This window comes from Pseudomonas sp. FP1762, from assembly GCF_030687105.1.
Classification (GTDB): domain Bacteria; phylum Pseudomonadota; class Gammaproteobacteria; order Pseudomonadales; family Pseudomonadaceae; genus Aquipseudomonas; species Aquipseudomonas siliginis.
Genome location: NZ_CP117458.1, coordinates 4,293,365 through 4,314,168, shown reverse-complemented (window position 1 = coordinate 4,314,168; position 20,804 = coordinate 4,293,365). Strand labels below are relative to the sequence as shown.

The following is a 20,804-nucleotide window of genomic DNA, read 5'->3' as shown; positions in this document are numbered from 1 at the left end:
TAGACTCTGAAGATCAGCAGTGGAGGTGAACATGATTGAGCCTGTCAGCCCGGGGCCGCGTAACGGCATCTTGTCCCTGACCATCAAGGACAAGTCGGTGCTCTACGCCGCCTACATGCCGTTCATCAAGAATGGCGGACTGTTCATCCCGACCAACAAAAGCTACCGGTTGGGCGACGAGGTGTTCATGCTGTTGCACCTGATGGATGAAGCGGAAAAAATTCCGGTCGCCGGCAAAGTCGCCTGGATCACCCCCAAAGGCGCACAAGGCAATCGCGCCGCCGGTGTCGGTGTGCAATTCAACGACGGCGACGACACCGCGCGCAGTCGCATCGAAACTCATCTGGCCGGAGCGCTGAAATCCGACCGTCCCACTCATACGATGTAAGTTGCAGTCCTTTTTATGCTCGTAGATTCCCATTGTCACCTTGACCGTCTCGACCTCGCCGCCCATGACGGCTCGCTGGATGCCGCACTCGCTGCGGCCCGTGAGCGCGGGGTCGGACACTTTTTGTGCATCGGCGTCAGCGCCGACAACGCCGCCGACGTCAAAGGCCTCGCCGAGCGGTATGCCGATGTTGATTGTTCGGTCGGCGTGCATCCGCTGGATGTGCATCCGGGCGCGGCACCGGCGCTGGATTGGCTGCTGCACGAACTCGATCACCCGAAAGTGGTGGCGATCGGCGAAACCGGTCTCGACTATCACTACGAGCCGGAAGCTGCCGAGTTGCAGCAGGAGTCGTTTCGCCTGCATCTGCAAGCGGCGCAGCAGACCGGCAAGCCGGTGATCATCCACACTCGCGGCGCCCGTGCCGACACCCTCCAACTGCTGCGCGAAGCGGCGCTGCCCCAGGCCGGTGTGTTGCATTGCTTCACCGAGGATTGGGACATGGCCAAAGCGGCGCTGGACATGGGTTATTACATTTCCCTGTCGGGCATCGTCACGTTCCGCAATGCCGACGCTCTGCGCGATGTGGCGAGCAAAGTGCCGGCCGATCGCCTGCTGGTGGAAACCGATTCGCCGTATCTGGCGCCGATTCCGTATCGCGGCAAGCCGAACCTGCCGCAGTACGTGCGCGAAGTGGCGGAGTTTCTGGCGATGCTGCGTGGTGAGAACTACGAGCGCTTTGCCGAGCAGACCACGGAAAACTTCAAGCGCTTGTTCCCGCTGGCGAGTGTTAAATCTGCCGTATGACGGCAGGCCAAATCGCAGGCAAAAAAAACCCGGGTTCTGGGGGGTGAATCCGGGTTAAGACCATTAGGAGTAAAACAAAGGCACGCGGTCCGTTGGTACCTTTACCGGCACGACACTTGGGGGAGATGTCGCCCGACAGTTCAAGTATTGATCAGTCTGGCGTGCAGTCCAGTGAGCGGGTCGGGGTTTTTAAACAAATTTGGAATACGTTTGCTTCAGTTGAGTTCTCATTGCACCCGATTCGTTCTCGAAATGAACAAGAAACACAGATTTGGTCGATGAACCGTGCTTTTTTGCGCAAGTTAGGCATAATACGCGGCTTCGAATTTTGACCCTTCAGACCTTTTTCTTATGCATAAAGAACCTCGTAAGGTCCGTGAATTTCGTCGCCGCGAGCAGGAAATTCTCGATACCGCGCTCAAGCTGTTCCTCGACCAGGGTGAAGACAGTGTCACCGTCGAGATGATTGCTGATGCCGTGGGTATCGGCAAAGGCACGATCTACAAGCACTTCAAATCCAAGGCCGAGATCTACTTGCGCCTGATGCTCGATTACGAGCGCGATCTGAACGAGCTGCTGCATTCGGCCGATGTCGACAAGGACAAGGAAGCGCTGTCCCGCGCCTACTTCGAATTCCGCATGCGCGACCCGCAGCGCTATCGCCTGTTCGACCGTCTCGAAGAGAAAGTGGTCAAGGGCAATCAGGTGCCGGAGATGGTCGAGGAACTGCACAAGATCCGTGCCTCGAACTTCGAACGCCTGACCCTGCTGATCAAGGGTCGCATCAGCGAAGGCAAGCTCGAAGACGTGCCGCCGTACTTCCACTACTGCGCATCCTGGGCGTTGGTACACGGCGCGGTGGCGCTGTATCACTCGCCGTTCTGGAGCAACGTGCTGGAAGATCAGGAAGGCTTCTTCCAGTTCCTGATGGACATCGGCGTGCGCATGGGCAACAAGCGCAAGCGCGACCCGGAAACGCCGAGCACATAAGTCATTCAGCGGGCTGATTGCGCCGTGTTTTCACAACATGGCGCAATAGCACAGGAATATACTCAGGCATAGGGCTTGCTAAAACCTGATTTCTCAGTCAAGTTTTGCTCGCTCGATTTTCTTTCGCCGGAGTGTTTCATGATCGTTGACCGTCAAGGCAGGCGTTTTCGCAATCTGCGCATCAGCCTGACCTCTGCCTGCAATTACGCCTGTACCTACTGCGTGCCCAACGGCAAGCGGTTGGTCGCTGCGCAGGATGAGCTGTCGGCCGAAGCCATGGCGCGCGGCGTCGAATACCTGATCGAAGCGGCCGGCATCGAGCGCCTGCGCATCACTGGCGGCGAGCCACTGGTCAGCCCCAAACTCGAATCGTTCATGACTGCCGTCGGCCAGATGGGCCTCGACGACATCAGCCTGACCACCAATGGTCAACTCCTCGCGAAAAAACTGCCGCTGCTGGTCGATGCCGGTCTGCGTCGAATCAACGTTTCCCTCGATACCCTTGATGCCGCTGCGTTTCGCAGCATCGCTCGTGGCGGCGATCTGGCCAGCGTGCTCGATGGCATGGATCAGGCTGCCGCCGCCGGGATGAAGATCAAGGTCAACATGGTGCCGTTGCGCGGGCAGAACCTCGATCAGGTCATGCCGCTGCTTGATTACTGTCTGGAGCGCGGCTTCGAACTGCGCTTCATCGAGCTGATGCGCATGGGACACCTGGCCAAGGATTCCAATGCCTTCCTGCAGCAGTTCGTCAGCCTTGAGCAGTTGCTCGGCCTGATCGGCGAACGTTATGAATACGCCCAGACCGACGCACCGGTGGACGCCACGGCTGTGCGCTATGCGATTCCCGGTCGCGGCAATTTCGGAGTAATCGCCAACGAAAGCGTGCCGTTCTGCCGCACCTGCTCGCGCTTGCGCCTGTCATCGACCGGTTGGCTGCATGGCTGCCTGTCGTCGAGCAACCGCCACTATGTCGGCGATCTGCTCGACAAGCCGCGTCATCAGGCGTTGCCGGCGCTGCAACGTTTGCTGGTCAAGGCGTTGGGTGACAAACAGGAGGTGGCGTTCTCTGGCGGCGCTACTGTCATGAAGATTATTGGCGGTTGAACAACGGCTTTCGCGAGCAGGCTCGCTCCCACATTTGGAATGCATTTCAATTGTGGGAGCGAGCCTGCTCGCGAATGCCTTTATCACTGAATTTGTCGAGCTGGCGCAAAAGCTGCATTCAACGGCCATTCGCCGGTTTTCCGACACCGGCTTCTGGAGGAATAGGATGCGTAGCCTGGTTTTGCTGCTGGCCGTTTTGGCGCTTGGCGGCTGCATGAATGTCAGCGATATGGCCGAAGGCACTCGCTATCACATGAGCGATGCGGGGCTTCTGGACCATAGCGACAGCCGCCGGGTGAACAATCTCCGCATTCAGCCGGACTCGTTCATCTTTATCGCCCAGGGCGCGTTCGCGCCACCGGGTGGTTCCTATCCACGGCCGAACGTGGTCGCCGAAGAAGCCTTCAAGGGCTTTGTCGAATACTTCCCGATGGTCCGCCGCGCCCGTGCGCCGGAAGGCCTCGACCAAGCCATGGGCGAAGCCCGTGATGCCGGGGCGCATTACCTGCTCTACACACGTTTCGCCAAGGCTGATGACCGCATCGGCAACTCCGACGAGTGGCTGGACCAGGAAGCCGTGGATCGCCTCGGTATCGATGGCGGCGTGATTCAGATCATGTTGATCGAGACCAGCACCCAGTATTTGATTGATACTGCACGGATCAAGAGTCGTGGCGGTTTACTGACGTTCCATGATTCCAAACCCGAAGACCTCATCGGTCCGCCGCTGGCGCAATACGCACGCAGCCTGCTGGGGATCGGCGACCAGTAATCAAGGAGTACGCCATGAGTGACCCGCAAACAGCCAATGACCTGCTGGGGCAGATCCCCAAGACCAAAGGCCTGCCACCGGTGCATTTGTGGAACCCGGATTTCTGCGGCGACATCGACATGCGCATTGCCCGTGACGGCACCTGGTACTACCTGGGTACGCCGATCGGGCGCAAGCCGATGGTGAAACTGTTCTCCACCATCATCCGCCGCGACGGCGATGATTATTTCCTGATCACCCCGGTCGAGAAGGTCGGGATCAAGGTCGATGACGCGCCGTTCGTGGCGGTTGCCGTTGACGTGGAGGGGGAGGGCGAGGCGCAGGTTTTGCGCTTTACCACCAACGTCGAGGAAAACACCGAAGCGGGGACTGAGCATCCGCTGCGTGTCGAGATCGATCCTGAGACCCAGGAGCCTGCGCCCTATGTGCATGTGCGCAGCAACCTTGAAGCGCTGATTCACCGCAATGTGTTTTACCAGTTGGTGGAACTGGCGGTGAGCCGCGAGATCGATGGTCAGCGCTGGTTGGGCGTGTGGAGCGGCGGCGAGTTCTTTCGCATCGGCCTGGAACCCTGACACAACATCAAAATGTGGGAGCGAGCCTGCTCGCGAATGCGCTGTATAAGTCGCCAGCAATGTTGACTGACACGACGCTTTCGCGAGCAGGCTCGCTCCCACAATGGTTTGCGCAAGCTGAAAAAATCCGATTGACTGTTATTCGTATGATGATTAGCGTAGGCACCCATCGCGATTCGCCTTGAGGTGTATATGTCCAGCAGCTTTCATGCGTCGACCGTTGACTGGCTGGGCAGTTGGATTGCGGCCGGTCAGGTCAAGCCGGGGCAGACCATCAAGGTCGAGGCGGATCTGGGCGAGCAGCTTGGCGTCAGCCGCACGGTGATCCGCGAAGCAATCAAAACCCTCGTCGCCAAAGGCATGCTCGAAGTCGGACCGAAGGTCGGCACGCGGGTGTTGCCAGTACGGCGCTGGAATCTGTTCGATCCGCAGGTGGTGGGTTGGCTATCGCGCAATGGGTTGCCGGAAAACTTCGTAGATGACCTGCTGGATTTGCGCCGCACCATTGAGCCGATGGCGGTGCGCTGGGCCTGTGAGCGGGCGACACCGGAGCAGATCGAAGCGGTACAACTGGCTTTCAATGCGCTGGAACGTGCAGTCGACAGCGGCGTTGATTACAACCGTGCCGACCAGGCTTTCCACGAATGCATCCTGGCCGCCAGCCATAATCAGTTCATCGAACAAATGGTCCCGGCCCTCGGCGCGTTACTGGCGGTGTCGTTCGAAGTCTCCGCCGCCGACCCCGATGAACTGCGCCGCACCTTGCCGATCCATAAAGACATGGCCGATGCCATCGCCGCGCGCGATTCGACCCGTGGCGTGTGGGCGTGCATGACCTTGATCGACAATGCCGATCTGGCGATAAAACGCTTTTACCCGAAAGTCATGGCCGACCGCAAAGCCAGCTAAGACCGAAAATTCTCTGTGGGAGCGAGCCTGCTCGCGAATGCGTCAGGTCAGATGCATCATCATTGACTGACACGCCGCCTTCGCGAGCAGGCTCGCTCCCACATTGGAAACAACAAGAACATGAAGGATTCCAGATGACCTGCACCGCCCTGACCCAACACCGCGCGCAACTCGGCGAAGGCCCGTTCTGGGATGCGCCGACCCAAGCGCTTTACTGGGTCGATATCGCCGGTAAACAAGCGTTGCGCCTGATTGGTCAGAACGTGCAGATCTGGCAGATGCCCGAGCACATCTCCGCCTTCATTCCCTGCGCCAGCGGCGATGCGCTGGTGACATTGAGCAGTGGTGTCTACCGGCTCGATCTCGATTCGCCCGGCCTCGAGCCACGCTTGACGCTGTTCTGCGTCGCCGACCCGCAACCGGGCAACCGCCCCAACGAAGCCCGTTGCGATGCCTTGGGCCGGTTGTGGTTGGGCACCATGCAGAACAACATCGGCGAGCACGGCGAGGATCTGCCGCTGGCGCGCCGTTCCGGCGGCCTGTTCCGTATCGATCCCGATCAACGCGTCACACCGCTGCTGCTCGGCCTGGGCATCCCCAACACCCTGCTGTGGAGTGACGACGGCACCACGCTGCTGTTTGGTGAAAGTCTCGACAGCACGCTCAATCGATATTTCATCCGCACCGACGGCAGTCTCGATGCTCCGCAGGTGTTCTACTCGTCCGATCAACACGGTGGTCCCGATGGCTCGGCGATGGACGCCGAAGGCTACGTGTGGAATGCACGCTGGGACGGCAGTTGCCTGCTGCGCCTGACGCCGGACGGGCAGGTGGACCGCAAGATCGATCTGCCGGTCAGTCGCCCGACCAGTTGCGTGTTCGGTGGCGAAGACTTGAAAAACTTATTCATCACCAGCGCCAAAAGTCCACTGAATCATCCATTGGATGGCGCGGTGCTGAGCATGCGCGTCGACGTTGCAGGAAAACTCTGTACGCGTTTTGCTGGCTAGATCCCAAAATATGGGATGCAAAATTATATATTGAGATTATTTGGCGGTCGGGTTTATAGTCGGCTCCAGCAGTAACACGCACTCACACTTAAAAAGAACAAAACAGGTGAAGTGATGCAGCGAATTCTTGTTGCCCGCGCCAGCGGGATCCGCCTTTCGTCACGGCTCAATGCCGTTGACGACGCATGCCTGTCTGTTTTTCCCAGCCGTCAGAACCGGACATCCACCGATGGCCGGTTTTTTTGCGCCTGCGTGCGGGAGGCCTGAGCCATGGCTGAAGCGCTGACATTGCCGCAAGTGTCGGCCCCGCCGAAAGGCGAGCGTCTGAAAAACAAGGTCGTGCTGTTGACCGGGGCCGCTCAGGGCATCGGCGAAGCCATCGTCGCCGCCTTCGCCTCGCAGCAAGCCAGATTACTCATCAGCGATATCCAGGCCGACAAGGTCGAGCAGGTCGCCGCTCACTGGCGCGATCAGGGCCATGACGTGCAGGCGCTCAAGGTCGACGTATCGAATCAGCAGGATCTGCATGCCCTGGCCCGACGCGCCGTGGAATTGCATGGCCGCATCGATGTGCTGGTCAACTGCGCCGGGGTCAATGTGTTCCGCGATCCTTTGCAGATGACCGAAGAGGACTGGCGCCGCTGCTTCGCCATCGATCTGGACGGCGCCTGGTATGGCTGCAAAGCCGTGCTGCCGCAGATGCTCGAGCAGGGCGTGGGCAGCATCATCAACATCGCCTCGACCCATTCCAGCCACATCATTCCCGGCTGCTTCCCGTACCCGGTGGCCAAGCACGGCTTGCTCGGCCTGACCCGTGCACTCGGCATCGAATACGCGGCCAAAGGCATTCGCGTCAACGCCATCGCGCCGGGCTACATCGAAACGCAGCTGAACGTTGATTACTGGAATGGCTTTGCCGATCCGCACGCCGAGCGGCAGCGCGCCTTTGACCTGCACCCGCCCAAGCGCATCGGCCAGCCGATCGAAGTGGCGATGACGGCGGTGTTTCTGGCCAGCGATGAGGCACCGTTTATCAATGCTTCGTGCATCACCATCGATGGCGGCCGCTCGGTGATGTACCACGACTGAATAAAACGGATTTCCAGCGCTGAACTACGTTTGAAATCCAATCATCATACGATATGACTATTTTCAAACAGCTTCACTGAGAACACGCTTCAACGCTTTTCAAACCTTGCTCAAAAAAAATAACAAGGAGTCATCTGATGAAACGTCGTTTCGGGATTCGTACCCTGTGCAGCACTGCCCTGGCGGTCACTGCGTTCAGCCTGAGCAGTGCGCTGCTCGCCGCCGACGCGGTGAAGATCGGTTTTCTGGTCAAGCAGGCCGAAGAACCGTGGTTCCAGACCGAATGGGCTTTTGCCGAAAAAGCCGCCAAGGACAAAGGCTTTGAACTGATCAAGATCGCCGTGCCGGATGGCGAGAAGACCCTTTCGGCCATCGACAGCCTGGCCGCCAACGGCGCCAAGGGTTTTGTGATCTGCCCGCCGGACGTGTCCCTCGGCCCGGCCATCATGGCCAAAGCCAAGATCAATGACCTGAAAGTGATTGCCGTCGACGACCGTTTTGTCGACGCCAACGGCAAATTCATGGAAGACGTGCCGTACCTGGGCATGGCCGCGTTTGAAGTGGGCCAGAAGCAGGGCGCCGCGATGGCCGCCGAAGCGAAAAAGCGTAACTGGGAATGGAAAGACACCTACGCGGTGGTCAACACCTACAACGAACTCGACACCGGCAAGAAGCGCACCGACGGTTCGGTCGATGCCCTGAAGAAGGCCGGCATGCCGGAGGACCACATCCTCTTCGCCGCGCTGAAAACCCTCGACGTACCGGGCAGCATGGACGCCACCAACTCGGCGCTGGTGAAACTGCCGAGCGCGGCGAAGAACCTGATCATCGGCGGCATGAACGACAACACCGTGCTCGGCGGCGTGCGCGCCACCGAAGCGGCCGGTTTTGCCGCGAGCAACGTGATCGGCATCGGCATCAACGGCACCGACGCCATCGGCGAGTTGAAAAAGCCTAACAGCGGCTTCTTCGGTTCGATGCTGCCAAGTCCGCACATCGAAGGCTACAAGACCGCCGAGATGATGTACGAGTGGATCACCGCCGGCAAAGAGCCGCCGAAGTACACCGCCATGGATGACGTCACCCTGATCACCCGCGAAAACTTCAAGCAAGAGCTGGAAAAAATCGGCTTGTGGAACTGAGGCAGCGACGGCCCGGGCAGCCGGGCCGTTTTTCGGTGTGAAGAGGTGGCTTTATGCACGCGCAAGTACAGACACAAGAACAACACGGCGCCAGCGGCAGCCTGCGCTTCAACGGGATCGGCAAGACCTTTCCCGGCGTGAAAGCGCTCGACGGCATCAGCTTCGTCGCCCACCCCGGTCAGGTTCATGCCTTGATGGGCGAGAACGGCGCGGGCAAATCGACCCTGCTGAAAATCCTCGGTGGCGCTTACATCCCAAGCAGCGGCGAACTGCAGATCGGCGAGCAGGCGATGGCGTTCAAGTCCACCGCCGACAGCATCGGCAGCGGCGTCGCGGTGATTCACCAGGAACTGCATCTGGTCCCGGAAATGACCGTGGCCGAGAACCTGTTTCTCGGCCATCTGCCGGCCAGTTTCGGCTTGATCAATCGCGGTGAGCTGCGTCAGAAGGCCTTGAATTGCCTGAAGGGTCTGGCGGACGAAATCGATCCGCAAACCAAGGTCGGACGCTTGTCGCTGGGTCAGCGGCAACTGGTGGAAATCGCCAAAGCGCTGTCGCGCGGCGCACACGTCATCGCTTTCGACGAACCGACCAGCAGCCTTTCGGCGCGGGAGATCGATCGCTTGATGGCGATCATCGGTCGTCTGCGCGACGAAGGCAAAGTGGTGCTCTACGTTTCCCATCGCATGGAAGAAGTCTTCCGCATTTGCGACGCCGTCACCGTGTTCAAGGACGGCCGCTACGTTCGTACATTCGACGACATGAGCCAGTTGACCCACGATCAACTGGTGACCTGCATGGTCGGTCGCGACATTCAGGATATCTACGATTACCGCCATCGCCCGCGTGGCGCCGTGGCGTTGAAGGTCGATGGTTTGCTCGGCCCGGGCCTGCGTGAGCCGATCAGTTTCGAAGCGCACAAGGGCGAAATCCTTGGCCTGTTCGGGCTGGTCGGGGCAGGGCGCACCGAGCTGTTTCGCCTGCTCAGCGGCCTGGAGCGCAACACCGCTGGCCGTCTCGAACTGCGCGGCCATGAGCTGAAACTGCGCTCGCCGCGTGACGCGATCGCCGCCGGCATTTTGCTCTGCCCGGAAGATCGCAAGAAGGAAGGCATCATCCCCCTGGCCAGCGTCGCCGAGAACATCAACATCAGTGCCCGCGGTGCGCATTCCGGGCTCGGCTGCCTGATCCGCGGCCTGTGGGAAAAGGGCAATGCTGACAAGCAGATCAAGGCCCTGAAAGTGAAAACCCCGCACGCCGGCCAGCAGATCAAGTTCCTTTCCGGCGGCAACCAGCAGAAAGCCATTCTCGGCCGCTGGCTGTCGATGCCGATGAAAGTCCTGCTGCTCGACGAACCGACCCGTGGCATCGACATCGGCGCCAAGGCCGAGATCTACCAGATCATTCATAACCTCGCTGCCGACGGTATTTCGGTGATCGTGGTGTCCAGCGATCTGATGGAAGTGATGGGCATTTCCGACCGCATCCTGGTGCTGTGCGAAGGCGCTCTGCGCGGCGAAGTCAGCCGCGACCAGGCCAATGAATCCAACCTGCTGCAACTGGCTTTGCCACGCCACCGCGCTGACGGCGTGGCGAACTGAGAGGTGACTATGATGACTACGCAAAACGAAACCCTGCCGACCGAGCGCAAACCGCTGGACATGCGGCGCTTCCTCGATGACTGGGTCATGCTGCTGGCGGCGATCGGCATCTTTGTCGCCTGCACACTGCTGATCGACAACTTCCTCTCGCCGCTGAACATGCGTGGCCTGGGTCTGGCGATTTCCACCACCGGCATCGCCGCGTGCACCATGCTTTATTGCCTGGCATCCGGACACTTCGACCTCTCGGTCGGCTCAGTGATCGCCTGTGCCGGCGTGGTCGCGGCAGTGGTAATGCGTGACACCAACAGTGTATTTCTCGGGGTCAGCGCGGCGTTGGCGATGGGCCTGATCGTCGGGCTGATCAACGGCATCGTGATCGCCAAGTTGCGCGTCAATGCCTTGATTACAACGCTGGCGACCATGCAGATTGTGCGCGGCCTGGCCTATATCTTTGCCAACGGCAAGGCAGTCGGCGTTTCGCAGGAATCGTTCTTTGTTTTCGGCAATGGCCAGCTGTTCGGTGTGCCGGTGCCGATCCTGATCACTATTGTCTGCTTCCTGTTTTTCGGCTGGCTGCTGAACTACACCACCTATGGGCGCAACACCATGGCCATCGGTGGCAACCAGGAAGCGGCGCTGCTGGCGGGCGTCAACGTCGACCGCACCAAGATCATCATCTTCGCCGTGCACGGTGTGATCGGCGCGCTGGCGGGTGTGATTCTGGCCTCGCGGATGACTTCCGGGCAGCCAATGATTGGTCAGGGTTTTGAACTGACAGTGATCTCGGCTTGCGTGCTGGGCGGAGTTTCGTTGAGTGGCGGCATCGGCATGATTCGTCATGTGATTGCCGGGGTGTTGATTCTGGCGATCATCGAGAATGCGATGAACCTGAAGAACATCGACACGTTTTATCAGTATGTGATTCGGGGTTCGATTCTGTTGCTGGCCGTGGTCATTGACCGCTTGAAACAACGGTAACGTCAAAAGCTACCCCTCACCCCAGCCCTCTCCCAAAGGGAGTGGGGGCCGACCGAGGTGTCTTGCGTTCTACATCGACCTGAAAGTTCGGGTCGATTGTGGATTCGCTGAAGCAACATCATTTCGGCGCATTTCCTGAGCACTCCCCAATCAGTTCCCTCTCCCAAAGGGAGTGGGGGCCGACCGAGGTGTCTTGCGTTCTACATCGACCTGAAATATCGGGTCGATTGTGGATTCGCTAAAGCAACATCATTTCGGCGCATTTCCTGAGCACTCCCCAATCAGTTCCCTCTCCCTCCGGGAGAGGGCTAGGGTGAGGGGCTCTTGATTTTGCTCTCTCCACCGGTCACCTCCCTCAAATTTTTGTTGCCCGCCACGCCTCGTTTCGGTTATCAATTTGTACATGATTAGACAGGTACGATTCGACAAGAAACAACGGGTGGTCGACGAGCTCGTCCGACGCATCGAAAGCGGCCTCATGGAGGACGGCTTTCTGTTGCCCGGCGAACATCAGTTGGCTCAAGAATTCCAGGTCAGCCGTGGCACCTTGCGTGAGGCGCTGGCCGAACTGAAGCGGCGTAATTACATCGCCACGCAGAGCGGTGTCGGTTCCATCGTCACTTTCGACGGTGTCGCGCTGGATCAGCGCAGCGGCTGGGCGCAGGCATTGGCCGACAGCGGGGCGCTGATCAATACCGAAGTGTTGCGCCTCGAAGCCGTGACTCGCCCGGATCTGCTGGTGCGTTTCGGCACCGATCAATTCATCACCCTCGACCGTCGCCGGCGCGCCACCGACGGTACGCTGGTGTCTCTGGAACGATCCTTGATGCCGGCCAACGGCGGCCTGGAAAGCCTGCCTCGCGTCGGCCTGATCGACAATTCCCTAACCATCACCCTGGCCGCCTACGGCTATATCGGTGAGCGCGGCGATCAGTGGATCGGCGCCGAGCCGCTGAATGCCGAAGACGCTGAGCTGCTTGGTCGACCGGTCGGCACGGTGTTTCTCAAAGCCCTGCGCACCACCTACGACCGGCAGAACCGTTTCATGGAACAGGTCGAAAGCCTGCTTGACCCGGTGCACTTTCGTCTGCACCTGCAATTCGGAGAATCGAAATGACCGCGCTCAACCGTGCGCTTGGCGCTTTCTATGGTCTGGCTCTGGGTGATGCGTTGGGCATGCCGACGCAGTCGCTTGATCGTGAAACGATCAAGGCGCGCTTCGGCCAGATCACTGATTTGCAGGACGCAGGTCCCTTGCAACCGATCGCCGCGAACATGCCCAAAGGCTCGATCACCGATGACACCGAGCAGGCGATCCTGGTCGGCGAATTATTGGTCGAAGGTCACGGCCGTATCGAGCCGGCGGTCCTCGCCCAGCGCTTGATCGAATGGGAAGCCGAGATGCAGGCCAAAGGCTCGCAGGACTTGCTCGGCCCCTCGACCAAACGCGCCATTGAAATGATCCTCGCCGGGCATTCCCCGGAAGAAGCCGGGCGCTACGGCACCACCAATGGCGCGGCGATGCGCATCACCCCGGTGGGGATCGCCGCGAATGTGGCCGACCCGCAGCGCTTCACCGCGGCGGTCGTGCAGGCTTGCCAGGTGACGCATAACACCACGCTGGGGATTTCCAGTGCGGCGGCGGTGGCGGCGGTGGTTTCCGCTGGCATCAATGGCGTCGATCTGGGCGAGGCGCTGAATCTTGGCCAGCAGATTGCCCAGCAAGCCGAAGCCCACGGGCATTGGGTCGCTGGCGGGCGCATCGCCTCGCGCATCAGTTGGGCGCGCAGTATCAGCGTCGACAGTGACAAAGCACTGCTCGCCGATCTGCTCTACGACGTGATCGGTACATCGGTGGCGTCGCAGGAGTCGGTGGTGGTTTCATTCGCACTGGCGCAGCAAGTGGCCATCGGTGAAATGACGGCATTCGAAGCGTTGTGCATGGCTGCCAGCCTGGGCGGCGACACGGATACCATCGCGGCGATTCTCGGCGCCATGCTCGGCGCTTGCCTGGGTCTTGAGTGCTGGCCGGAGCCGATGATCGAAACGGTGAAAGTCGTTAATCAACTTGAGCTGGAACCGTTAGTGCAGGGGCTGTTGGCCTTGCGTTGACTGGCTGGCCTCTTCGCGAGCAGGCTCGCTCCCACAATTGGAATGCATTTGCTTGTGGGAGCAAGCCTGCTCGCGAAAGGGGCGGCGCATTTCTAAAGAATTCACACAGCAATGGATCGCACAGACAGGCCTCGGAAGGCCGGTTGTCTTGTCGTTTTGCATCATTGCCACAACCACAAAAAAGGCAAACAGGAGCATCTTCATGAGTTCATCAACCGCCGGGCAAAGCGTCGGGCAACTGGAAACCCGGGGCATCGAGCCGGTGCCGGAAGCCGAGTGCAACGGCCATCCGCTGCAACTGTTCTGGGTCTGGTTTGCGGCCAATATTTCCATCCTTGGCCTGCCGCTGGGAGCCACGCTGGTGGCGTTTCGCGGGCTGGCGATCTGGCAGGCGATCATCGTCGCCATCCTCGGTGCCGCCGGTTCGTTTGCCGTGGTCGGGATCATTTCGATTGCCGGGCGCCGTGGCCGCGCGCCGAGTCTGACGCTGTCCCGGGCAATCTTCGGCGTACGCGGCAACATCGGCCCGACGCTGGTTTCGCTGATGTCGCGTCTGGGTTGGGAAACCGTCAACACCACCACCGCAGCCTTCGTCCTGCTGTCGCTGTGCTCGATCCTGTTCGGCTCGCCGGTCGAGGCGAAAAGTGCGCCGATACTGACGCTGATCTTTATCGCCATCTTCGTCCTGCTGACCTTGTCGGTGTCCGGCCTCGGCCACGCGACTTTGCTGGTGATCCAGAAGTGGGCGACCTATGTGTTCGGTGCGCTGAACATTCTCGTCGGTGGTTTCCTCTGCGCGACGATCGACTGGAGTGCGGTGTTCAACGCCACGCCAGCACCGCTGAGCGCAATGATCATCGGCATCGGCACCATGGCCGCCGGCACCGGCATCGGCTGGGCCAACGCTGGTGCTGACATGTCGCGCTATCAGCATCGCAGCGTCAAGGCAGTGCGCCTGGTGGCGTCGGCGGCGTTCGGCGCAGGGATCCCGCTGGTGCTGCTGATCACCCTCGGCGGCTTGTTGTCGGTGGGCAACAATGATCTGGCGTCGGCGACTGACCCGATCGTGGCGATCCGCGACATGCTGCCGACGTGGATGGCCGTGCCGTACTTGATCACCGCGTTCGGTGGCCTGCTACTGTCGAACAACCTGTCGGTGTACTCCGCCGGCCTGACCACGCTGACCCTGGGCCTCAAGGTCAAACGCGTCTACGCGGTAGTGGTGGATATCGTCGCGATCTTCGCCGGCTCGATCTACTTCATGCTGATCGCCGACAGTTTCTACGGCCCGTTCATTACCTTCATTTCCCTGCTGGCAGTGCCGATCACCGCATGGGTGGGGATTTTCGTCGTCGATCTGATTCACCGTCACTACTACAGCCCCAAAGACCTGCTCGACGTCAGCCCGAGCAGCGCCTACTGGTATCGCGGCGGCATCGAGTGGCGCGCGTTTGGCGCCTGGGCGATCGCTATCGTCCTTGGTTTCAGCTTCACCACCATCGGCACCACGGCAGAAAACGTCTGGTTCAAGGGCTTGCTGTCCGACTCCTGGCTGGGCCACAACGGCCTCGGCTGGATCGTGACCTTCGTCGTCGCCGGTGGCATTTACCTGATACTTGGCGGTGCGAAAGATCGCCGCGCCGCGCAACCCGGGAATGCTCATGCCTAAGATGTTGCACACCGGCCAGGTCATCATCGACCTGGTCATGGCCGTGGATAAACTGCCGCAGATTGGCGGTGATGTGCTGGCGCAGTCGGCCGGTTTCGAAGCGGGCGGCGGTTTCAACGTGATGGCCGCTGCGGTGCGTAACGGTCTGCCGGTGGTTTACCTCGGTCGCCATGGCACGGGGCGTTTCGGTGACCTGGCGCGCCAAGCGATGCAGGCGGAAGGTATCTGCATCGGCATCCGCGCACCGGCCGAGCGCGACACCGGTCTGTGCGTGGCGCTGACCGATGCGTCGGCTGAACGCAGTTTCATTTCCTACATCGGCGCTGAAGGCGAGGTGACCGAAGACGATTTGAACAGTGTGGCTGCCGAGCCCGGCGATTACGTTTATCTCAGCGGTTACAGTCTGCTGCACGAGGGCAAGGCGCAGGCGTTGCTCGACTGGACGCTGGCGCTGCCGGCGTCGGTCAATGTGGTGTTCGACCCGGGGCCGTTGGTGGAGTCACCTGACGCGCCGATGATGCAGGCGTTGCTACCGCGCATCAATGTGTGGACCAGCAACAGTGTCGAGGCGCTGCGGTTTACAGGAGCTGATGAAATTGGCGCAGCAATGGATCTGCTCGCGAAGCTGCTGCCGGAAAATGTGCTGATGGTGGTGCGCGACGGGCCGCAGGGTTGCTGGATTCAGCAGCGTGGCGAGCGTCGACAAGTGCCGGGGTTTGCTGTCAAAGCAGTGGACAGCAATGGCGCCGGTGATGCACATGCCGGGGTGTTTGTGGCCGGATTGGCGCAGGGGCTGGATGCACTGGAAGCGGCGCGGCGGGCCAATGCAGCGGCGGCGCTGGCGGTGACTCGCTGGGGGCCGGCGACATCGCCGGGGGCGGGTGAGGTGGATGCGTTTATCTATCAGTACTGCGGCGATTGAGCCGAAGCCTTCGCGAGCAGGCTCGCTCCCACATTGGATCTACGTCGTACACAAATCTTCTGTAGGAGCTGCCGAAGGCTGCGATCTTTTGATCTTGAAAAGCAAAAGATCGCAGCCTTCGGCAGCTCCTACAGTGGGCGTCGTTCTAGCTCGCCTTGCGCAACGCCTCAATCAACTCCTGCTTGCGCATCGAAGAGCGTCCCGGAATATTCTTCGCCCGGGCTTCCTTCATCAGGCTATCGACAGTCTGCGTGTCCTTCGAAGTTTCGCTGTTACGCGAATGACCCTTGCGACTGGCCACCGCGCGGCGCGATGACTCTTTGCGCTCTTCCGACTTGGCACTTGCGGGCTTCTTGCGCCCCGAGCCACCGGACTTCTCGCCACCGCCGGATTGTTTGTTCACCGTCGCCCAGGCACGCGCCTCAGCCTCATCTTTCGACACGCCCTTTTTCTCGTAGCTGTCTTCGATGTGCTCGGCTTTGCGCTTCTGTTCGCTGGTGTATTTGTCTTTGCTTCCACGAGGCATGGGATTTCTCCTCAAGTTGCGGATCCGGCCGCTCGCCGCTTCGACGGCGAGCGGCTTGGCACTACTGCATATCCAGTTTGCGCGCCGCTTCGACGCCGGCAGAACTGAGCTTGATCGGCAGGTTCAGCGAGTGTTCGCCCGCTTCGCTGCAGGTCACATGACCATGGTGAATCAGCCCGCGATCCTGCAGGGCGGCGAGGGCGCTGGCCACGACTTTCTCGCCCCGGTAATTGTCCAGCACCTCCTTGCCCAAGCCGTTGGGATGCGCGTGCAGCAGGCGGGTGAGAACTTCTTTTTCCAGGTCTTTGTCGACGTTCATGGTTACCTCTTCATGGGAGTGAATAGGGCGCTCGCGTCGGCGAACTACTGACCGGCACCTTCGGAACCGGAGCCACCGGTGGTGGTTTTCGAGCCGACACCGGGGCCGGCATTGTCAGGCGGAGTGGCAGGAGAGTCAGGCGTGTTCATGCCACCCTGACGGCCCGGATCGCTGCCTTGTGTGCGCGGATCGGTGCCGGTGGCGGGTGGCTGATTGATCAGCGGCACGCCGGAACCATCGGTATTCATACCGGGGGCACTGTTAATGGCGGGCGCGCGTGGCGGGGTCGGATCGGTAGGGCCAGTGCCCGCTGCCGTAGACGAGGCGGCGAACACCGCAGGGCAGAGCAGGGCGCTGAAGACTAAAGCGGTCAACCTTGACGGGATCATAGGGCTTCTCCAGTGATTGGAATCCTTACACTGGGTTGGTCAGCCCTGATGACGGATTGGTGCCTGATGATCGACGAACGGTCTTCTCCGGGGTCACGTGGCTGCTGTTCAGACGATGCCAATCTTTAGTGTTTCCATCGGTGCAAAACAGTTAACGGTCATAAGCATCCTTTCAGAATGTGCGCTATCAACTGTGGGAGCGAGCCTGCTCGCGAAGGCATTCTGTCAGTTGACTCGAGGCTGACTGGAAGGACGCATTCGCGAGCAGGCTCGCTCCCACAGGGGCAACGGCGTTCGCCCGATCGGGCAGGTCAGTATGTTTGCCATGTGACGAGCGCCGCTGCGCGCCTTAGTATGGCGCTTTAATTTGCACACAAGGCCCGTCCATGACGATCGAAATCCGCCCGGCGACCCCCAGCGATGCGCCGCAAATCCTCGCCTTCATCACCGAACTGGCAGATTTCGAAAAGGCCCGTCACGAAGTCATCGCCAGCGTCGCCGACATCGAACGCAGCCTGTTCGGCGAAGGCGCCACCGCCCATGGCCTGATCTGCCTGCGCGACGGCTTGCCGATCGGCTTCGCGGTGTTCTTCTTCAGTTATTCAACGTGGCTGGGCAGCAATTGCCTGTACCTCGAAGACCTCTACATTACCCCCGAACAACGTGGCGGCGGCGCCGGCAAAACCCTGCTGCGCCACCTGGCGAAAATCGCCTGCGCCAACGACTGCGGCCGCTTCGAATGGAGCGTGCTGGAATGGAACACCCCAGCCATCGAATTCTACAAATCTCTCGGCGCACAACCGCAGGAGGAATGGGTGCGGTATCGCATGGATGGCAAGGTGTTGCTAGAGTTTGCCGAGGGCTGAGCACAATGATGGCAATCTACTGCTGATTCAGTTGTCGCCACCGCTCTGGTCCGGCATTCTGTGCGCCATTTTTGCGCGCTCACGGACGACACCTGCAATGCATCTGGCAAAATTTCTCCGCGCCTCTGGAGCCCTCGCTGCGTCAATGAGTGACCAGCTATGAGCGGACTGCAGGCGTCTATGCGTCTGTATGGTCTGGTGAAAACTACCGGCTCTTCTGACGACCCCAATCGACAGGCTGTCGAAATTCTCTGCATGGCCCAGCGCCCCGGCGGCCTGGCTATTCGGGCTTTCGTGTCGCGGCTCGACGCCGAGTTGATGACGCGCAGTGCCGACCTTGGCGACTACCGCGTGGTAGCGCTGAGAACCTTTGATCCCACAGCGATTATCGACGCCCATCAAGGCTGGCTGATGCTGCACATCTGTTGCGGCTTCGTCGCTCTCGCCGGCCATTCTCTGTTGAAAAACGGTGCGTTGATCCCGATGGGCTGGCACGTCTACTCCGAAGTGGGGCGCTGGACCTCCAGGCATCATCTGGACCTTGGCGTGGAAATGGTCGAGTTGCTGCAATCGACTTTCGAGCGCAATCACCTGCGCAACTACAACGCCTGGCTCAACGAACTTGATGATGCAACGCCTGCCGAGTTGAGTTGGCAAGCCAACGAAGCCTGGCGTGCCATACAAACCGCGACATCACCTGAAAGCCGTGAGCATTGTCATGCTCTGTTCGACCCGGTCGATAATCGCTGGCGCTTTGCCGCGACCGACATCGACATCTATCAGCCATCCCCGGCACCCCTTAAGCAAGGAGCTTTGAATTGAGTGGTAAACCCGCAGCTCGCGTCACCGACCCAACCGCCTGCCCACTGCCAGGTCACGGCACCAACCCGATTGTCTCCGGCTCGCCGGACGTATTCTTCGACGGCCTCGCTGCTGCACGCATGACCGATAAATCAGCGTGTGGCAGCCCTATCACCGGAGCGGTCTCCGGCACTGTTTTCATTAACGGCCTGAATGCCGCGATGCTCGATAGCACTGGTGGGCATGGCAATGTCGTGATCGGTGGCTCGGGCACGGTGATCATCGGCCAAAGTGGGGGAGGGGCCGCATTTAGTGGGCTGTTGCCGATGCCGGTGCATTTCACTGACAGGTTGCAAGTGACGAATGATGCGACTGGACAGCCAGTGCCTTATCACGCCTACACCATTCAACGAGGCGACGGAAGTGAGGAACACGGTGTTACTGATGCGAACGGATTCACTCATATGGTCAGTTCGCACGTGGCAGAAACCATCAAACTATTCGTGGAATGATTGCTTATGTCCGAAGTCAATGCACCTACTGAAGTACCTCATGCGAAAAGGGAAGTCAAAGCACATACACTTACATGCAAGACCGATCAGACCAATAAGCAGGTGGCCATATCTCTGCGGAATTTTGTGGTTTTTTTTATTGGTGGTGCTGGAGACCAGGAAAGTTATTACTTCAGTGGGCCAAATAATAATGTCGACGCGGTGCGCGAAATCTTTATCAGAGATGCCAAGGCGTTGAAATTTCCTGTGGGAAAATTTGAGTCGTGGCCTCTTGGCTATAATGATTTCATTAGCGATAAAGACCTATCTGAAAAGGTACTGGCGAAGATCCCTGACTGCTCAACCGCTGTGTACATTGTGGGTCATAGTCTGGGAGGCTGGAATGGCGCCCACCTTTCAGCCACTCTCACGGAGAAGGGCTATACAGTGAGAATGTTATTGACCATCGATCCGGTTGGCGAAGGTGTAATGGTCTGGGGTATTTCCAATATCTACCGGTTGCCACCCAAGCCCAAGGCTCAGTACTGGGTTAATATTCGCGCTGCGCCGAAGATAACGAACGTATCAGATACGGTTGCTAGTTTTGGTGAACAATGGGAGGTTTCTACCGGGCCTAATGTAATGGGGCGCGTAGATGTGAATCATGCGGATGCAAATATTATGTATTTGCGGCCGTTGGATAACGGCAAGACTGCTCGTCAGATTTTTAACGAGTCGGTCTTGAGTTTTTTCAAGGAATGAACATCGTGTCTCGATTTTTTTTGATGGGTTTATTGGTCATATGTTCTGGATGTTCAATGAATCACGAAAAGCCGGCTGCGAAGCTTTTTTATTCCGGTGTTGATGAGTTGGAAGACACCGGAATCTATCAGGTTCACTTTCTCGCCGATGTGGAATTACTCGAGTTGTTCACATCACATATAAGCCAAGGGTTGGTATGTACTGTGGATGATGATGTGGACTTTTCTGTTGGGCACCAGATAAAACGCTCCGGTTTTGGCCTTGTTGAGCGCGATGAGAGTGGCGCTGCAAACGAGTACAAAGCCGACGTGATTTTCAGAGAGTCGACTGGCGAAAAGGGCGCGGAAATCTTTCCGGAGGGGCCGGTGCTCAATCGTTGGTTTACGAACAGACGGTTTATTTCCTGCGTGTTCCGCGTTCATACGACTCCTTACAAAACGTATTTTTCCCAAATCATGCGTGTGCCAACTGCCGACCTGGCGCGAGCTATCAACAGGGAGTGAATCCTTCATTCATCCAGGCTCCTTTTCTGGCGGGAGGGAGCCTGATCTCGATTGCTCCTCTGCCGCCTTTCAA

Annotated in this window: 24 protein-coding genes; 21 read left to right on the top strand and 3 right to left on the bottom strand. The window is 59.2% G+C overall.

The genetic code is table 11. The annotated features are described in order from the left end of the window. Positions 1-31: 31 nt before the first annotated feature. The 16 genes from PSH90_RS19145 (at position 32) to PSH90_RS19070 (ending at position 16,074) form a co-directional block, all read left to right on the top strand. Positions 32-388 (top strand): PilZ domain-containing protein, encoded by a 357-nt coding sequence (locus tag PSH90_RS19145; protein ID WP_016770983.1) that lies wholly within the window; start codon positions 32-34, stop codon positions 386-388. A gap of 15 nt (positions 389-403) precedes the next feature. Next, complete coding sequence (locus PSH90_RS19140; protein WP_305381309.1) at positions 404-1,195, top strand: TatD family hydrolase; 792 nt, start codon at positions 404-406, stop codon at positions 1,193-1,195. A gap of 351 nt (positions 1,196-1,546) precedes the next feature. Next, a complete protein-coding gene (locus tag PSH90_RS19135; RefSeq protein WP_016770981.1) occupies positions 1,547-2,185 on the top strand; it encodes a TetR/AcrR family transcriptional regulator in 639 nt (212 codons plus the stop codon). A gap of 138 nt (positions 2,186-2,323) precedes the next feature. Further along, positions 2,324-3,292 carry a GTP 3',8-cyclase MoaA gene (locus PSH90_RS19130; RefSeq protein ID WP_076563802.1) on the top strand — a complete coding sequence of 323 codons (969 nt, stop codon included), beginning with the start codon at positions 2,324-2,326 and terminating at the stop codon, positions 3,290-3,292. Positions 3,293-3,458: 166 nt separating this feature from the next. Further along, entirely contained in the window at positions 3,459-4,064 is a 606-nt protein-coding gene (locus tag PSH90_RS19125; RefSeq protein ID WP_016770979.1) for a DUF4823 domain-containing protein, read from the top strand. 14 nt (positions 4,065-4,078) lie between these two features. Next, on the top strand, positions 4,079-4,639 hold the full coding sequence (locus tag PSH90_RS19120) for a DUF1285 domain-containing protein (RefSeq protein WP_305381307.1): 561 nt from the start codon (positions 4,079-4,081) through the stop codon (positions 4,637-4,639). A 192-nt stretch (positions 4,640-4,831) separates the two neighbouring features. Beyond that, entirely contained in the window at positions 4,832-5,548 is a 717-nt protein-coding gene (locus PSH90_RS19115) for a FadR/GntR family transcriptional regulator (RefSeq protein ID WP_041479437.1), read from the top strand. A 134-nt stretch (positions 5,549-5,682) separates the two neighbouring features. Further along, positions 5,683-6,558 carry an SMP-30/gluconolactonase/LRE family protein gene (locus PSH90_RS19110; RefSeq protein ID WP_305381306.1) on the top strand — a complete coding sequence of 292 codons (876 nt, stop codon included), beginning with the start codon at positions 5,683-5,685 and terminating at the stop codon, positions 6,556-6,558. 270 nt (positions 6,559-6,828) lie between these two features. Further along, complete coding sequence (locus PSH90_RS19105; RefSeq protein WP_305381305.1) at positions 6,829-7,647, top strand: SDR family oxidoreductase; 819 nt, start codon at positions 6,829-6,831, stop codon at positions 7,645-7,647. Between the two features lie 137 nt (positions 7,648-7,784). Beyond that, positions 7,785-8,789 (top strand): substrate-binding domain-containing protein, encoded by a 1,005-nt coding sequence (locus PSH90_RS19100; protein ID WP_056788271.1) that lies wholly within the window; start codon positions 7,785-7,787, stop codon positions 8,787-8,789. A 53-nt stretch (positions 8,790-8,842) separates the two neighbouring features. Beyond that, positions 8,843-10,390, top strand: a complete 1,548-nt coding sequence (gene araG, locus PSH90_RS19095; RefSeq protein ID WP_236168407.1) for an L-arabinose ABC transporter ATP-binding protein AraG — start codon at positions 8,843-8,845, stop codon at positions 10,388-10,390. A 12-nt stretch (positions 10,391-10,402) separates the two neighbouring features. Next, positions 10,403-11,371, top strand: a complete 969-nt coding sequence (araH, locus tag PSH90_RS19090) for an L-arabinose ABC transporter permease AraH (RefSeq protein WP_056788625.1) — start codon at positions 10,403-10,405, stop codon at positions 11,369-11,371. Positions 11,372-11,774: 403 nt separating this feature from the next. After that, positions 11,775-12,488, top strand: a complete 714-nt coding sequence (locus tag PSH90_RS19085; protein ID WP_016770970.1) for a GntR family transcriptional regulator — start codon at positions 11,775-11,777, stop codon at positions 12,486-12,488. Then, a complete protein-coding gene (locus PSH90_RS19080; protein ID WP_252886636.1) occupies positions 12,485-13,483 on the top strand; it encodes an ADP-ribosylglycohydrolase family protein in 999 nt (332 codons plus the stop codon). The genes PSH90_RS19085 and PSH90_RS19080 overlap by 4 nt, the downstream gene beginning before the upstream one ends. Before the next feature lie 202 nt (positions 13,484-13,685). Next, on the top strand, positions 13,686-15,152 hold the full coding sequence (locus PSH90_RS19075; RefSeq protein ID WP_305381303.1) for a cytosine permease: 1,467 nt from the start codon (positions 13,686-13,688) through the stop codon (positions 15,150-15,152). Continuing rightward, on the top strand, positions 15,145-16,074 hold the full coding sequence (locus tag PSH90_RS19070) for a PfkB family carbohydrate kinase (RefSeq protein WP_305381301.1): 930 nt from the start codon (positions 15,145-15,147) through the stop codon (positions 16,072-16,074). Before PSH90_RS19075 ends, PSH90_RS19070 begins: the two co-directional genes overlap by 8 nt. Positions 16,075-16,219: 145 nt before the next feature. On the opposite strand, the gene PSH90_RS19065 is transcribed toward PSH90_RS19070, so the two are convergent. The 3 genes from PSH90_RS19065 to PSH90_RS19055 form a co-directional block, all read right to left on the bottom strand. Further along, a complete protein-coding gene (locus tag PSH90_RS19065) occupies positions 16,220-16,600 on the bottom strand; it encodes a Rho termination factor N-terminal domain-containing protein (RefSeq protein ID WP_305381299.1) in 381 nt (126 codons plus the stop codon). A 61-nt stretch (positions 16,601-16,661) separates the two neighbouring features. Continuing rightward, positions 16,662-16,919: a hypothetical protein gene (locus PSH90_RS19060; protein ID WP_076563794.1), complete on the bottom strand. Its 258-nt coding sequence runs from the start codon at positions 16,917-16,919 to the stop codon at positions 16,662-16,664. A 44-nt stretch (positions 16,920-16,963) separates the two neighbouring features. Next, positions 16,964-17,308, bottom strand: coding sequence for a hypothetical protein (locus PSH90_RS19055; RefSeq protein ID WP_076563793.1), 345 nt, complete (start codon positions 17,306-17,308; stop codon positions 16,964-16,966). 386 nt (positions 17,309-17,694) lie between these two features. On the opposite strand from PSH90_RS19055, the gene PSH90_RS19050 reads away from it, so the two are divergent. The 5 genes from PSH90_RS19050 to PSH90_RS19030 all read left to right on the top strand — a co-directional run bounded on the left by PSH90_RS19050 (position 17,695) and on the right by PSH90_RS19030 (position 20,731). Further along, positions 17,695-18,174 (top strand): GNAT family N-acetyltransferase, encoded by a 480-nt coding sequence (locus PSH90_RS19050; protein ID WP_305381297.1) that lies wholly within the window; start codon positions 17,695-17,697, stop codon positions 18,172-18,174. Positions 18,175-18,333: 159 nt separating this feature from the next. Further along, the gene (locus PSH90_RS19045) at positions 18,334-18,996 is read left to right on the top strand and encodes a hypothetical protein (protein ID WP_150637661.1); all 663 of its coding nucleotides are present in this window, start codon (positions 18,334-18,336) and stop codon (positions 18,994-18,996) included. Beyond that, positions 18,993-19,487, top strand: coding sequence for a PAAR domain-containing protein (locus PSH90_RS19040; RefSeq protein ID WP_305381296.1), 495 nt, complete (start codon positions 18,993-18,995; stop codon positions 19,485-19,487). The genes PSH90_RS19045 and PSH90_RS19040 overlap by 4 nt, the downstream gene beginning before the upstream one ends. 6 nt (positions 19,488-19,493) lie before the next feature. Continuing rightward, a complete protein-coding gene (locus PSH90_RS19035; RefSeq protein ID WP_252868078.1) occupies positions 19,494-20,228 on the top strand; it encodes an alpha/beta hydrolase in 735 nt (244 codons plus the stop codon). Positions 20,229-20,284: 56 nt separating this feature from the next. After that, on the top strand, positions 20,285-20,731 hold the full coding sequence (locus tag PSH90_RS19030; protein ID WP_236168413.1) for a hypothetical protein: 447 nt from the start codon (positions 20,285-20,287) through the stop codon (positions 20,729-20,731). Positions 20,732-20,804 lie beyond the last annotated feature (73 nt).

Excerpts from the sequence above, each read along its gene's own strand:
- PSH90_RS19145 (WP_016770983.1), top strand. The coding sequence starts at position 32 with ATGATTGAGCCTGTCAGCCCGGGGCCGCGTAACGGCATCTTGTCCCTG.
- PSH90_RS19085 (WP_016770970.1), top strand. The coding sequence starts at position 11,775 with ATGATTAGACAGGTACGATTCGACAAGAAACAACGGGTGGTCGACGAG.
- PSH90_RS19110 (WP_305381306.1), top strand. The coding sequence starts at position 5,683 with ATGACCTGCACCGCCCTGACCCAACACCGCGCGCAACTCGGCGAAGGC.
- PSH90_RS19100 (WP_056788271.1), top strand. The coding sequence starts at position 7,785 with ATGAAACGTCGTTTCGGGATTCGTACCCTGTGCAGCACTGCCCTGGCG.
- PSH90_RS19135 (WP_016770981.1), top strand. The coding sequence starts at position 1,547 with ATGCATAAAGAACCTCGTAAGGTCCGTGAATTTCGTCGCCGCGAGCAG.
- PSH90_RS19075 (WP_305381303.1), top strand. The coding sequence starts at position 13,686 with ATGAGTTCATCAACCGCCGGGCAAAGCGTCGGGCAACTGGAAACCCGG.
- PSH90_RS19045 (WP_150637661.1), top strand. The coding sequence starts at position 18,334 with ATGAGCGGACTGCAGGCGTCTATGCGTCTGTATGGTCTGGTGAAAACT.
- PSH90_RS19060 (WP_076563794.1), bottom strand. The coding sequence starts at position 16,919 with ATGAACGTCGACAAAGACCTGGAAAAAGAAGTTCTCACCCGCCTGCTG.
- PSH90_RS19105 (WP_305381305.1), top strand. The coding sequence starts at position 6,829 with ATGGCTGAAGCGCTGACATTGCCGCAAGTGTCGGCCCCGCCGAAAGGC.
- PSH90_RS19035 (WP_252868078.1), top strand. The coding sequence starts at position 19,494 with ATGTCCGAAGTCAATGCACCTACTGAAGTACCTCATGCGAAAAGGGAA.
- PSH90_RS19030 (WP_236168413.1), top strand. The coding sequence starts at position 20,285 with ATGAATCACGAAAAGCCGGCTGCGAAGCTTTTTTATTCCGGTGTTGAT.
- PSH90_RS19125 (WP_016770979.1), top strand. The coding sequence starts at position 3,459 with ATGCGTAGCCTGGTTTTGCTGCTGGCCGTTTTGGCGCTTGGCGGCTGC.
- PSH90_RS19050 (WP_305381297.1), top strand. The coding sequence starts at position 17,695 with ATGACGATCGAAATCCGCCCGGCGACCCCCAGCGATGCGCCGCAAATC.
- PSH90_RS19070 (WP_305381301.1), top strand. The coding sequence starts at position 15,145 with ATGCCTAAGATGTTGCACACCGGCCAGGTCATCATCGACCTGGTCATG.
- araG (WP_236168407.1), top strand. The coding sequence starts at position 8,843 with ATGCACGCGCAAGTACAGACACAAGAACAACACGGCGCCAGCGGCAGC.
- PSH90_RS19065 (WP_305381299.1), bottom strand. The coding sequence starts at position 16,600 with ATGCCTCGTGGAAGCAAAGACAAATACACCAGCGAACAGAAGCGCAAA.
- araH (WP_056788625.1), top strand. The coding sequence starts at position 10,403 with ATGACTACGCAAAACGAAACCCTGCCGACCGAGCGCAAACCGCTGGAC.
- PSH90_RS19115 (WP_041479437.1), top strand. The coding sequence starts at position 4,832 with ATGTCCAGCAGCTTTCATGCGTCGACCGTTGACTGGCTGGGCAGTTGG.
- PSH90_RS19080 (WP_252886636.1), top strand. The coding sequence starts at position 12,485 with ATGACCGCGCTCAACCGTGCGCTTGGCGCTTTCTATGGTCTGGCTCTG.
- PSH90_RS19120 (WP_305381307.1), top strand. The coding sequence starts at position 4,079 with ATGAGTGACCCGCAAACAGCCAATGACCTGCTGGGGCAGATCCCCAAG.
- PSH90_RS19140 (WP_305381309.1), top strand. The coding sequence starts at position 404 with ATGCTCGTAGATTCCCATTGTCACCTTGACCGTCTCGACCTCGCCGCC.
- PSH90_RS19055 (WP_076563793.1), bottom strand. The coding sequence starts at position 17,308 with ATGATCCCGTCAAGGTTGACCGCTTTAGTCTTCAGCGCCCTGCTCTGC.
- PSH90_RS19130 (WP_076563802.1), top strand. The coding sequence starts at position 2,324 with ATGATCGTTGACCGTCAAGGCAGGCGTTTTCGCAATCTGCGCATCAGC.